We start from the raw sequence: 12,564 nt of genomic DNA on the forward strand, positions 1-12,564 counted from the left end.
AGCTTTTTATAGTGACACGCTGGGAAAGAACTACGCTTACGTTTATTAGTCAGACGAGTGATTGGGACAGGAACCGGGATGCGACTTCATTCCTTCCTTTCAGCATATCATTGCTGCGGGAGTTGTTTGGCGCCTATATCTCCCTGCAACTTGATTTCGAGGATACCTATACAGCCAAAGTAAAGGCAGCGAGCCCGTCTTATCTGAATGATCTGATATTGAACCCAGGTCCGCTCACAGCATTGCTGGAACAACATCATTATAAGACAATATACTGGTCACAGATCCCTGAAAAAAATGCCTTTGATGATTTATTACAGGCGCTCTCTTCTGCCGTTATATTGCCTGTAACAGAGCCGGGTGTGAATGCGATTATCCTCTTTGGGTGGAGTGAGCCGCAAACATTTGATGCCAGTGCACGGGAATGCCTGGAAATTATTCGGTGCCGGTTTAAGGAAATTCTTCAGCAATCGCATAACCAGCACATAGTTAATATAACGGTGTCCCGCTTCACTGCTATTATGCATACCATCCCACAAGCCCTGGTATTTATTAGTAACGATGGGCATTCCGGTTGGGTGAATACAGCAGCTGCAAGTCTGCTCGATCTGGATCGTTCCGGTGAACAACCACCCCATGTATTATCGTTAGTGATGGGCAAGTTGATAAATAGTGCGGAGAATAAGGAGGTGATCAATAAAGAAGCTTTACTGCTATTTACATCTCCGGATAGTAAAATGAAGGATATGAGGTGGGAGATACCGGGAAATACATTGTCAGTATCCTGTATGCCGGTAGATGGGATAGGAAAATTATGGGAATTTAAGAGAATTATATAGCCGGCCGCAGGCCCTTGCGGTAAAAAAAGGATGAATCAAAAATAAATGAACCTCCTTAGAACTGCATAAATGGAAACCTGGATCCATCAGGTATCCGAATGAAAAGAGCGTGTATCTTACTTTTGATACACGCTCTTTTTTACTGAAAATAGTTTTCATTCCCCGTTGGAGAATTCCCTCTATCATGAATGTTTTATTTAGTTTATAATCTCATCTTTCACACTCAACTTCCACTCATTATCATAGAACCCAGCCGTCTTCACTTCTGTCTCTTTTCCCTTCAACAACTCCACAGAGAAGATCATATAATCCGGAAACCCACTTCCTCCCGCAAAATACTGATTCGCTTCCGCCGCTCTCATGCCCTTCAGTCCAGTACCGCCAATCACCGCCACAGCAGCCACCTTACTATCCATTCTGGGATACATAAAATACCCTGCCAATGCATCGCCTGTATAACTCTTCTCACCCACAGTCACTTTACCTCTGCTCATCTGCACCGGAGAATTTTTCAACAGCAATCCATATGCTTTATTCGTAGTCGCATTCCCATATATGATAACCCCTCTATCAGCATAATCCGCAGCCTTGAAATCCTTATCCGCCACAATATCTATCGCACCATTTCCCCTGTAATACCACGTCTCTGCATCATACCTTGCTTTATTTAAAGACCATGCATTTTCCTCAGGCGTACCTGCCGTGCCATACACAAATACCATCCTGTGATTAAATGCTTCTTTCAGTGTACCATTTCTTACAATACCTTTATCTGTTTCTGCTGGTGCCTTTCCGATGGTCCACTGAGGTCCATGCTGCAAATACAATATCTCTCCATGAGCAGCATATTTTATTGTCTGTCCATCCAATACAATTTCACCATCAAATCCTTTCAGATCCAATGCCAGCACTTCCACATTACTTGTGGTTCCACTGATATTGTTTCCTGCACGACGCAATTGTACCCTGCTATACTCCAACGCATGTTGCTGCTGTAATACCTGCACCCAATGATACTTAGAAGAGATCGCGGTACTTGCCGTAGTAAAATCTACCACCTTCACACTGCTATCTGCCGGAATCGTATGCCATTTAAAATAAGAAAACAACGGCCCCCAGTCTACACAAGTATCCCCATACCAATGCTCACCACCCGGATATTCATAATAACTAAAATCAGGATGAAAATCTGCCAGTATCTTCTTCATTTGTCTGGCATAATCTACAGACACTACACGATCACTATCCCCATGCAAAATATACACACCACCTGCCTTATAGTTATTCGCTAACTTAAAAGTATTACTTGGATTGCTCGCTCTCAGCAAGATCTGCTCGGTGTTATTCTTAGGTGAATCAGGAATCAATCCATCTGCAGAACCGTATCCCATCAAAGTCGGATACCCTGAACAGGGTGCAATTGCCGCCCACTTTCCAGGGAAAGTAGCCCCTAAAATCCATGTACCATGACCACCCATAGAGTGCCCTGTCAGATAGATCCTTTCAGGATCCGGCTTGAACGTTGCGGTTGCAATATTCAACACTTCCAGTGCATCCAGTCTGCCCCAGTCTTCCCAGTTAAAACCACGTGGACGTCTGTTTGTAGGCGCAGCCAACACACCCCAGTCTTTATATTTATATGCACTCGCCTGGTTGATCGCCTGCACTTCTGCACCATGTACAGAAAGGAACAAAGCCGGTGCTTTCCCCGTTGGATTCAGTTGAGGAGATACTGCATAATATTGTACGCTACCATCAATTCCACTTACGAATGTGCTGCTATAATGCTCGCTTGCACTCACCGTCTTCAATGCCATACTTTTACTGTCAATCACTTTATTCTGATGGCTCAGCGTCAGTGCCACACTGTTATTATCGTTACCCGCAGCAGAAGCATCCATCATAAATCCTACTTTACGTGTGGCCAGTGGTGCGATTTCAGGCAGGGTAGTAGTCAGGGTCTTGCCCTGTACCGTCGCCTTTATCTGTAGGCCTTTCAGTGGTTTGTCCGAAGTGTTGATCACAACAACAGCACCCCATAAACCACTGTTATCTTTACCCTTCACAACAAACGGCATCGTAGAATCGGCCACACTGATATACACAGGTTGTTTTGGGAACGTGAGCTGCGCACGCATTCCCTGACGCCCCCAGCCACGGCTGGTACGGATGTAAAACTCATTCACACCCTGCTTTAACTGCACGGGTGTAAACATCCATCCATAGCGGTACATATCACCAGCATGTGGCACACCATTCACATATACCATCTGGTGACCGGTGATGTTTAAAATCGCTGTCTGTGCTTTCGGAGAATTGTACGTTACATAGATATATCCATTCGTCAAAGCCTTTCCAGAAAAGGTGCCATCCTCACCAGCAGTTACTGTCTGCCATTTCTCTCCATCAAATGACTCACTGCCATTCGCCGGTGCCTGCAGGGGGCCATTGCTCATGGCGTATGCCAGTTGATCCGTAAACAAAGCCGTTCTGCCATACTGATGACAGGCGCCACTCCTTAATCCCTCCTTAAATACATAACCATCCTGTGCAAAGAGAGAGTTCCCCGCCAATATTGCCAGGGCAAATAATAATCGCCGCATAAAATTGATTTATGTGAACAAAATAGAAAGTGGAGGGAAGAAATGCACGTAGTATTTTGCCCGATATGGGTGTAATTTGAAGAGCGGTAATAATGGGGAGTTATGTGGGGGCTACAGAGGGTATAATGCGGCGTCATAAAGGTATTATGCAGGTGCTACAAAGGTATTCTGCGGTCCTGCAATGGTTTTATCCTGGCGCCACAAAGTATTATGCTGGTGTTACAAAGGTATTCTGTGGCACTACAATGGTATTATGCGGCACTATAAATGGTATTATTTTGGCACCACAAGGGTATTATGCTGGCACACAAAGTATTATGCAGGTGCAACAAAGGGTATGCTGCGGCACTGCAAATGTATTATGCCGGTACCAACACCTGCAATGCTTTCGCCATTATCTCCGCTTTCACTGAACTGATCTTCCCTAAATATTCCCCATCCACCTGGAAATGCGCTTTTCTACGCGTCATAATTGTCACCTGGTCTGCCTGTATCACCTCCGTCTTTCTCGGATCAAAAGGCTTAAATCTCCTGATCATCTTTAATAACTCCCACAAAGAAAGTCTCCTGATGATCACCACCTCAAACAACCCATCGCTGAGATTGCCATCCGGGTTAATATTCACCCCTGTACCATACCTTCGCGCATTCGCCAGCACAATCATAAATGCCACTCTCGACAGGTGTACCTCTGCATTCCTGATTTGTACCTGCAAAGACTGCTTTTGCCACAAGGTCTTGATCGAAGACAGCGCATAGCCCAGTTTGCCCCGAATACCTCTCTGTTCAAAGTTTTTTACCAGGAGTGCATTGAGTCCTAAATCTCCCAGGTGTATACAGATCTCCTGTTGATTGATACGGATCGCATCAATGACCTGTACCTTTCCTTCCAATATGATCCCCATCGCCTTTTCGAACTCCGTGGGTATAGACAGTTCTGCAGCCATGCCATTGGCAGAGCCGGCAGGGATGATACCCATAGGGATCTGAGTATGTAATAAATGCGACGCTACTGCTTTCACTGTACCATCTCCACCCACAGCCACCACACGATCCGGGTGCCAGTGTTGGATTGTTTTTTTCAGCTCCTGCGCTGATGCAGGGCCGTCAAATATGCATATTTCAATCTTTTCTGCCCGTTCTTTAAAAAAATTCCTTATCAATGTAGCATGATCGGCCTTCTTTTTGCCGCCCGAAACAGGATTGATCACAAAGAGTAGCCGCATAGGTTGCCATTTTTATGCTCTTATTACAAAATCAGCGCCTGAATGACAGCATGGAATAAAATTCTACAATGGCTCGGTATGGAGACACGTCCTCATATCAGGGTATACAATGGCTTTGGAGGGGCAGAATACCTCGAAATATTCGGTCATGTACTTGCCCTTGGCCCGAGGCCTGTTACCCGCTACAGCCGGTTCTTTCTCGTCAATATGTTCGCATTGTTGCGCCTCTTCTGGGTAAGACCGATGGCAGGCATCAAAGTGATGCTGGAATGGGACGGGATAGCAGTCACGGCCATAACGGAAAAAGACGGGTTCTTCCATTTACAATGGCAGCCCGCCCGCATGGTGGAAGCAGGCATATACAATGTACAGGTAAGGATGGTTGGTGTGGTGGATTCCCCTGTTTCGGAGACCACCGGTGTAGTTATTATTCCACATCACACACAGTTTGGCTGCATCTCAGATATCGACGATACCTTCCTCGTTTCCCACTCTGCAAAGATTGTGAAGCGCCTGCAGGTATTGTTTACCCGCAATGCCCGTACCCGCAAACCTTTTGAAGGAGTGGTGCGGCATTATCAGTTACTCAGTCATTCCAACAATCCTTTCTTTTATGTATCCAGTAGTGAATGGAACCTGTATGCATATATAAAAGAATTTATCCGCTTTAATGGTTTACCGGATGGTGTGTTTTTATTAAATCAGTTAAAACCACTCCGGCAATTATTAAAGAGCGGACAAAACAAACACAAAACAAAGTTCACCCGCATCACCCGTATCCTCAAGCATTACCCTGATATGCGCTTCATTTTACTCGGCGACGATACGCAGGAAGATCCAAATATTTACAAAGCACTGGTAGATCACTTTGGTACACAGATCATCGCTGTATACCTGCGCAAGGTGCGAAACAGCAAAGCCATTGCTACCCGCGAAGTCGTGCAGGCCATGCAGGACAAGGGGATCGCTTTATGTTATTTCGAACACAGTGAAGAAGGTATAGACCATTCCAGGCGCATTGGATTAATATAAGGTATTGATTTTAGGCATATTAATTGTGCGTAAGGCATCGTTTTATGAAAAGGATAATCATCACAATATTCACCATATTTTTATGCGGAACTGCTTTTGCACAGTTCAGCGATTCGGTACACTACTACGGGAAGTTCGCATCCACAGGCTCTATCAACAAGACCAACGAAGGTAATTCTTACCTGTTGAGCAACATGTTCAAGGTAGGGGTGAGCAGGAAAAAGATAGTAATGAACGGTTTTGGCAGCTGGGTGTATGGAGAGTCGAACGGTGAACTCACGAACAATGATTTTTCTACATCGCTTGACGTCAGTCTGTTTCGTGCGGTGAAACAAATTTATTACTGGGGACTAGCGAACTATGATAAAAGTTTCTCGTTGAAAATAAACGATCGTTTCCAGTCAGGTGCGGGAATAGCCTATAATTTCCTTGACAGGAAAACTGCTTATCTCTCATTAAGTGATGGATTCATATGGGAAAAGGGGGATCTCTTTATAGACGATACATTGCATGATGTGTACGATGCCGTACGCAATTCAGTTCGTATATCTTACAAATTTGTTTTTGCGAATATAGTCACGATAGATGGGACACAGTTTTTCCAGCCAGATATTACTGATATCAGTGATTATAACCTGAAATCAGTGAATAATATAGCCTTTGCCTTGCGAAAGTGGATAGCGATCACAGCGTCTATGACATATAATAAGGTAACGCGAACGGGGAGGGAGAACTTAATATTTACATATGGGTTAACGCTGGAAAAATATTTCTGAGGTATCAGCTGGTAGAAAGATATTTCAGAGGTTCGCCATGGCGAACCTCTGAAAATAGTATTATCTCGCAGCCTGAGGCTTTGGTCTATGTTTCTTTGGAGCATTTACACTACCCTGTCTGTTTCTGTGGAAACCGCCGCCACCACCTTGTGGCATTTTCCTGGGTCTGTTTTGCTGCATGGGTGCTTTTACCGCCTGCATACCTACTAACGGATCATGGAAAGGTTGATCCGTTACTAACGGGATCTCTCTGTTGATCAGTTTCAGGATATCTTTCAGGAATGGTTTTTCTTCTTCTTCACAGAATGAAATCGCGATACCGTTGGCACCTGCACGACCGGTACGGCCAATGCGGTGTACATAGGTTTCAGGTACATTCGGTAATTCAAAGTTTACCACATGCGTGAGGTCGTCGATATCGATCCCTCTTGCAGCGATGTCGGTAGCAACCAGTACACGGGTCTGACGGTTCTTGAAATTACTCAAGGCACGTTGTCTCGCATTCTGTGATTTATTACCATGGATTGCTTCGGCAGTCACACCTAATCTAACGAGGTCTTTCACCACTCTGTCCGCGCCGTGTTTGGTACGGGCAAATACGAGTAATGTTTTGATCGCATCATCTTTCAGGATGTGTTGGAGCAGGTGGCGTTTATCCTGTTTCTTTACATAATATAAAGATTGTGTAATAGTTTCAGCAGTAGAGGATACGGGTGTAACTTCTACTTTCGCAGGATTTTTCAGGATCATGGCAGCCAGTTTCTGAATTTCCGGCGGCATGGTTGCAGAGAAGAACAAAGTCTGTCTGTTCTCAGGCAATTTGATGATCACGCGTTGTACATCATGTACAAATCCCATATCGAGCATACGGTCAGCTTCATCCAGCACGAAGAACTTAACATCTCTGAGTGTGACAATATTCTGACTAATCAGGTCAAGCAGACGACCTGGGGTCGCTACTAAAATATCTATGCCTCTGCGTAGTGCTTCTACCTGTGGTACCTGTGATACGCCACCAAAGATCACCTGATGTTTCAGGGGAAGGTATTTACCATAAGCCTGCAGGCTTTCCTGGATCTGAATCGCGAGTTCGCGGGTAGGAGTGAGGATTAAAGCGCGGATGGGTCTTGGGCCTTTTTGTACAGCGGGTGTTGTTTCTGACAGCAGCTGTAACAATGGAATGGCAAAAGCGGCAGTTTTACCGGTACCGGTCTGGGCACAACCCAACAGGTCTCTTTTGTCCAATACATATGGAATGGATTGTTGCTGTATAGGAGTTGGCTCAGAGTATCCTTCTTCTTTCAACGCCTTCAGCACTGGCTCTATGAGCCTTAATTGTTCGAATGACAAAATCTTATATTTTTAATGATAAATGTTTTGGTAAGGCTATCAATGCAGTTGATACGTTACCCGCCTTACTCGCAAACCTATAGAGGAAGAGAATAAAAGTAACGCAAAGGTACGGTAAATAATTTAAATGCTTGTCAGGTCTTAATTAAATGTTCCTTAGCGCAGCTATTTTATGATTTCATTTGGTTTTCCAGGGCAGCATTTCTATTGAAACATGCGCTTCTTAGATGAGTTTTTACATGATTTTGCTACTGATTCTTTCTTTTCTTATCCTGGTTTTTCCATGGTTTTTCTACTGATTCTTTCTTTTCTTATCCTGGTTTTTCCATCATTCTTCTACTGTTTATTTCTCTTATTATTCCAGTTTTTCCATTATTCTTCTACTGTTTCTTCTTCTTATCCCAGTTTTTCCATCATTCTCTCCGGGTTTTCTACCACTACAAATCCTGCCTTTTCATACAAGCTGTGTGCATCTTTCGTCACCAATCCCCATCGTTTTAGTGTCTGCAATTCAGGGTGAGACATAACAGCTTGCAGCAACATTTTGCCGAGACCGTGTCCTCTGTGTGTTTCTGTGATAAACACATCCATCAGCCAGCCGAAAATAGTAAAATCAGTTACGACCCTGGCAAAACCCACTTGTTTGCCGGAACCGGTGTATACACCAAAGCAAAGAGAATTGTCAATAGATCGTTGTACGGCATCAATGGTACGATCTTTGGCCCAATAGGAACGTTTACTTAAAAATTCATGGATCATAGGGAGATCCAGTTGCGATTTGTCAGTAGATACAAAGAAAGGGTTATCCATACGACAAATGTAACATGTTTGGAGATAAGTATATATCTTGCAATTATGAATAAGGAACCTCAGGTATTGATAGAACAACCGAATGGAAGGCATACCATGTATGCATCGGTAGAGCAGGATGATCGTACAGCTTATTTGTACCTGTTCCCTGCGGAATTACAGAGTAAAAAGTATAAGATGCGTGCCTGCTGGCTACGCAATTTATTGCCTGCGCCGGAAGTAAAGGACGTGGCAGCGATGCATAATGGTACAGCGCCGATGTTACAGAGCAAGTTCTGTAACCACCCGGATGGTAAGGAGCCGTTGAAAGCAGAATTGTTAGAGATTGTATGGCTGCCTGAAGATGACGGTGCGGCGGTATTATATGATGGTGAAATACTCGGCGTGATTCCCGGATGGAGCCTGTATGTAGATGAAGCGGTATCTTATGCTGCGGATTGTATAGGTGTGGAAGGTGATGATTTCCTGGTATTGCCGTTGGGTGATCCGGGTACGAATCAGCAGTTTGCCCGAGTAGGTGAGGCGGTGGCGTTCCGTAATCAGTGGAGTAGTGTGGAGGCACCTGCATGGCCGGTAATACAGGAGAATTTTATCAATAGCTATGAGCAGCGGTTTGGAAAGATGCTGCAATACTTTGCGATAGATAACAATGAATGGCCGCCAATGGCGATGGGAAAATTTGAAAAAGATAATATTGTATACTTTTTAACCATGGGTGCGAGTATTCGTCCTATGCCATGGGTGTCTTATCTGTACAATGATACTTCAGAAGCTTACCGCAGAATGGAGTTGGCCCTGGCAGTAGACAAGAATGAATTCTCTGAAGACGAGATCATGAAGATGGCGGAGAGTATTGCTACCATGGCCGATATTCCATGGAGGCATATCAGCTGGCTGGGAGAGGGACATACGATTGGTTCTTCCAAATTGCCGGAGCCTTACGAGAGTATGGTGTTGTCATCAGCATTGTATAATGGCGAAGCAATAGAACTGCCGGAGATGTATGGAGATAAGGTGAATCTGTTCTGGGCGAGTCCGGTAACGCAGAAGGAGCGGGAGTTTGCGCATAGGAAGGCGAATGGCGGGTATGAGTTGTTGGAGTTGATGATACAGAAGGATGCGACGCATGTGGTGAAGAAAAGGAAAGCGGTATTGTAAAATTATAAAAAGCCGGCTCTCTCAAAAGAGCCGGCTTTTTATTTATGGATAGCGTGTTACTGCTGGAAGTAGCGTGTTATTGCTGGAAGAATCAAAAAAATGCACTCATCTTTTATTGAGCTGACACGGTAATCATCACCCCAAAATCTCCTCCCACATCTTCCTTTCTATTCCCCTTTAAATACATCTTAGAAATCGCCCCATCTAAATACAACGCATTCTTACACCCAAACTTCTCTTTAAAGATGCTGGCAAACTCATAAAAATTCGTCTGGTTACTTTTCGAAATAATAAACACCACCTTTCCATCTGGCATAATCCCCACACCACTTCTCAGGTTTACATTCTCAGAACCTTGCTTGAACATAGGATGAATATTTCCATCAATCACCAGCATCGGTCCTGACTGTGTAGCATAGCTGATATCCTTGTTTTTAAAGGAAGAAGTAGTCGATACATGCGCACCTTCTTTATCCGTATAAAACACCCCATTGGGTAGCAGGTAAAAATTACCCGGTTTGTTCTGTGACGTATCCAATGGCCGGATCGTCTTCCCATTTTCTATATACAAACCTACGGGTACATTCCCGGGTTGGAACATCCCTCCGTTGGTGATCATTAAAATGTCTTTTCCTGATGCCTGCTTCACGGCGGCAATATTTTTATAAGGGATCCCCTTATCATCCAGCCAATGCATGCGAATCACCTCCTTTGTAGGATCCACAATAATCGCATCATATTCCTGCTGGTGCCAGGTAAAACTCAACTCCTGGGAGAATAAAAGGAAAAAAGCGGTTAACAATATTTTCATAGATATAAAGTTATAATTTTAAACAAAGCAAAACAGACTTCAAAGAGGACTATAAAAAAATTATGAAATGGTTTTTATCCAGTATAAATTGGTTGACCTGAAGATGAAAATTAGATGTCTGCTTGGATAAGTTTTATGCCATAAATCCCGTAAATTCAAAGTGGTTCTTCAACCTGAAAAAATATGTCTGAACAACCCTCCATATTTGACGACTCTTTCGAAACGGGTTTAAAACAACGCCGCCGTGCGCTGATGCCACTGTTCCTCAAGATCTATCTTGTCATTTTCGCACTATTCTGTGTTTATCAGGTTGTCGCCAGGTGCTACTTTATTTATAAGTATTCCTATTTCTACACTCAAACCGGGCTGCTGGGGCTCAGTGGAATAAGTTTTTACCTGATGATCCTGCGAAGCGTGCTGGGTGTTGTCGTCATGATAGCCACCATCCTGTCCTTATGGATGGAGTGGAAATGGGCGATCCGGTTCAACTGGGCGGTATTGGTCTACTGGACCCTCATGGGAGTCGTTGATTATGTAACCGGCAATGGATATGGAATATACCTGGGTGTCATGGCATTGGTGCTGGCGCCATATTTTTCCATGCTATATCATATCCAGCAAAGATGGGAGGATGAAGCTGTCTCCGGGCGTGAATTAAAACAAACAAAATGAAAATAGGTGGTACTATTAACTTTAAAAAGGAATCCCTGAATATTCCCGGTTACCTTGAATTTTTTCACACATTCGTTCCTTTCTCCCCCGAAAGATTATCAACCGATGAAGGAGGAGAGCGCACTCTTACAGGCGAAGCCATCGAAAGCCTGATCCCGGATGTATGGAATCAATACTTTATCCTCTCCGGTAAAGATCACTCTATTCCCATGAATTTCACATATTTTGATACCCCGAATCATTATATTGCATCTTATCCCTATAAGATCAGCAGAACATAATGAAACAACTCTTTATCCTTTGTCTATATTTTCTCAGTGTTTTTAATGTATGTGCTCAGCAAAAGAAAATTAACCTTTGTGCATCAACCAGGTTCTATGTTGTAGCGAAAGAATTTCGAATTCCCAATGCGGTGTGTACTGTAAATAATAAAAATTTAAATGCGCTGAAAGAGCAGATCCGAAAGAAATTTGAAATCAACGGGACATTTGTCAGCATGAATTCATTTTTGATAGAAGGGAATACGTATGCAGAAGCGCTTTATAAAAGTAAGAAATGTGATACGCTGGCAATATTGTATCTTTTTGACAAGAAGAAAAGAGTCTTTTACTCAGATCCTTACAGGTTACAAGATGGTGTGTTCGATTTCCGATGGGAAAAATCCCAGGGTAATATTTCCCTGTATCGAAGAATAAAAAAGGACAATAAGGTTCGTGTTACAGCAAAGTTCCAGTATGATGAGCATCAGAAAATGATTCATCGGTCTGTAGAAGATGGTCATAGCAAATGGGGAAGTCTTGTACATTCCGGCCGGATAAAGAAAACCATCGCTCTTTGTGATATAATGGGGCTGTCAGGAACAACAAAACGTGTTGATATTCCCAAAACAAAGTCCACCATTCAGAATAAAAATGTAAGTACGATAAAAGCAGATATTACGGCTGGATTTAGCATTGATGGTACGATGATCAGGATAAATGCCTTTTCAGCATACGATCATACTTTTGCGGAAGTCTCGTATAAAACTAAAAAATGTGATGCAGTCGCGTTATTATTTCACTGGGGAAAAGGAGAGGGGGGCATAGCATCTAAGCCGTACAAGATAATGGAAGGGGTGGCTGATTTTAGAATGAGTAAGAGTAATGGGCGAATTAATTTATATAGAAAGGTGGGAGTAAAGGGGAAAAATTATACAGCAAGCTTTGTTTATGATATGAAAAAGGATAAAATTGATAGCTATTTATATAATGGGGTCAGTAAATGGTAAAACTCAATGCCGTATTTAAT

The 12,564-nt window shown here is 43.4% G+C and carries 12 protein-coding genes; 7 read left to right on the top strand and 5 right to left on the bottom strand.

What is annotated here, in order from left to right:
- The first annotated feature begins 11 nt into the window (after positions 1-11).
- The gene (locus BW716_RS23640; RefSeq protein ID WP_083726667.1) at positions 12-839 is read left to right on the top strand and encodes a hypothetical protein; all 828 of its coding nucleotides are present in this window, start codon (positions 12-14) and stop codon (positions 837-839) included.
- Positions 840-1,036: 197 nt separating this feature from the next.
- Here BW716_RS23640 and BW716_RS23645 read toward each other — a convergent pair whose 3' ends face one another.
- Together BW716_RS23645 and BW716_RS23650 are read right to left on the bottom strand one after the other, a co-directional pair.
- Positions 1,037-3,442: an alpha/beta hydrolase-fold protein gene (locus tag BW716_RS23645; protein WP_083726669.1), complete on the bottom strand. Its 2,406-nt coding sequence runs from the start codon at positions 3,440-3,442 to the stop codon at positions 1,037-1,039.
- 359 nt (positions 3,443-3,801) lie between these two features.
- Positions 3,802-4,668 (bottom strand): diacylglycerol kinase family protein, encoded by an 867-nt coding sequence (locus tag BW716_RS23650; RefSeq protein WP_083726671.1) that lies wholly within the window; start codon positions 4,666-4,668, stop codon positions 3,802-3,804.
- 42 nt (positions 4,669-4,710) lie between these two features.
- Here BW716_RS23650 and BW716_RS23655 point away from each other — a divergent pair, with 42 nt between their 5' ends.
- Both BW716_RS23655 and BW716_RS23660 read left to right on the top strand, forming a co-directional pair.
- Positions 4,711-5,700, top strand: coding sequence for an App1 family protein (locus tag BW716_RS23655; RefSeq protein WP_083726673.1), 990 nt, complete (start codon positions 4,711-4,713; stop codon positions 5,698-5,700).
- 44 nt (positions 5,701-5,744) lie between these two features.
- A complete protein-coding gene (locus tag BW716_RS23660; RefSeq protein WP_083726675.1) occupies positions 5,745-6,476 on the top strand; it encodes a DUF481 domain-containing protein in 732 nt (243 codons plus the stop codon).
- Between the two features lie 60 nt (positions 6,477-6,536).
- Here the strand turns inward: BW716_RS23660 and BW716_RS23665 are convergent, their stop codons facing one another.
- Positions 6,537-7,826 carry a DEAD/DEAH box helicase gene (locus tag BW716_RS23665; RefSeq protein WP_083726677.1) on the bottom strand — a complete coding sequence of 430 codons (1,290 nt, stop codon included), beginning with the start codon at positions 7,824-7,826 and terminating at the stop codon, positions 6,537-6,539.
- A 396-nt stretch (positions 7,827-8,222) separates the two neighbouring features.
- Positions 8,223-8,636 carry a GNAT family N-acetyltransferase gene (locus BW716_RS23670; protein WP_083726679.1) on the bottom strand — a complete coding sequence of 138 codons (414 nt, stop codon included), beginning with the start codon at positions 8,634-8,636 and terminating at the stop codon, positions 8,223-8,225.
- A gap of 45 nt (positions 8,637-8,681) precedes the next feature.
- On the opposite strand from BW716_RS23670, the gene BW716_RS23675 reads away from it, so the two are divergent.
- Positions 8,682-9,794 (top strand): suppressor of fused domain protein, encoded by a 1,113-nt coding sequence (locus BW716_RS23675; RefSeq protein ID WP_179091241.1) that lies wholly within the window; start codon positions 8,682-8,684, stop codon positions 9,792-9,794.
- Positions 9,795-9,906: 112 nt separating this feature from the next.
- Here BW716_RS23675 and BW716_RS23680 read toward each other — a convergent pair whose 3' ends face one another.
- Positions 9,907-10,605: a phosphodiester glycosidase family protein gene (locus tag BW716_RS23680; protein WP_083726683.1), complete on the bottom strand. Its 699-nt coding sequence runs from the start codon at positions 10,603-10,605 to the stop codon at positions 9,907-9,909.
- A 183-nt stretch (positions 10,606-10,788) separates the two neighbouring features.
- Between BW716_RS23680 and BW716_RS23685 the strand changes: the two genes are divergently transcribed.
- Genes BW716_RS23685 through BW716_RS23695 form a run of 3 tightly spaced genes read left to right on the top strand, consistent with a single transcriptional unit; the run spans position 10,789 to position 12,544 of the window.
- A complete protein-coding gene (locus BW716_RS23685) occupies positions 10,789-11,277 on the top strand; it encodes a hypothetical protein (protein WP_083726685.1) in 489 nt (162 codons plus the stop codon).
- On the top strand, positions 11,274-11,558 hold the full coding sequence (locus BW716_RS23690) for a hypothetical protein (RefSeq protein WP_083726687.1): 285 nt from the start codon (positions 11,274-11,276) through the stop codon (positions 11,556-11,558). Before BW716_RS23685 ends, BW716_RS23690 begins: the two co-directional genes overlap by 4 nt.
- A complete protein-coding gene (locus BW716_RS23695; RefSeq protein WP_083726689.1) occupies positions 11,558-12,544 on the top strand; it encodes a hypothetical protein in 987 nt (328 codons plus the stop codon). Before BW716_RS23690 ends, BW716_RS23695 begins: the two co-directional genes overlap by 1 nt.
- Positions 12,545-12,564 lie beyond the last annotated feature (20 nt).

This window comes from [Flexibacter] sp. ATCC 35208, assembly GCF_001975825.1.
In the GTDB taxonomy this organism is placed as follows: Bacteria; Bacteroidota; Bacteroidia; order Chitinophagales; family Chitinophagaceae; genus Chitinophaga.

Excerpts from the sequence above, each read along its gene's own strand:
- BW716_RS23645 (WP_083726669.1), bottom strand. The coding sequence starts at position 3,442 with ATGCGGCGATTATTATTTGCCCTGGCAATATTGGCGGGGAACTCTCTC.
- BW716_RS23650 (WP_083726671.1), bottom strand. The coding sequence starts at position 4,668 with ATGCGGCTACTCTTTGTGATCAATCCTGTTTCGGGCGGCAAAAAGAAG.
- BW716_RS23655 (WP_083726673.1), top strand. The coding sequence starts at position 4,711 with ATGACAGCATGGAATAAAATTCTACAATGGCTCGGTATGGAGACACGT.
- BW716_RS23660 (WP_083726675.1), top strand. The coding sequence starts at position 5,745 with ATGAAAAGGATAATCATCACAATATTCACCATATTTTTATGCGGAACT.
- BW716_RS23670 (WP_083726679.1), bottom strand. The coding sequence starts at position 8,636 with ATGGATAACCCTTTCTTTGTATCTACTGACAAATCGCAACTGGATCTC.
- BW716_RS23675 (WP_179091241.1), top strand. The coding sequence starts at position 8,682 with ATGAATAAGGAACCTCAGGTATTGATAGAACAACCGAATGGAAGGCAT.
- BW716_RS23680 (WP_083726683.1), bottom strand. The coding sequence starts at position 10,605 with ATGAAAATATTGTTAACCGCTTTTTTCCTTTTATTCTCCCAGGAGTTG.
- BW716_RS23685 (WP_083726685.1), top strand. The coding sequence starts at position 10,789 with ATGTCTGAACAACCCTCCATATTTGACGACTCTTTCGAAACGGGTTTA.
- BW716_RS23690 (WP_083726687.1), top strand. The coding sequence starts at position 11,274 with ATGAAAATAGGTGGTACTATTAACTTTAAAAAGGAATCCCTGAATATT.
- BW716_RS23695 (WP_083726689.1), top strand. The coding sequence starts at position 11,558 with ATGAAACAACTCTTTATCCTTTGTCTATATTTTCTCAGTGTTTTTAAT.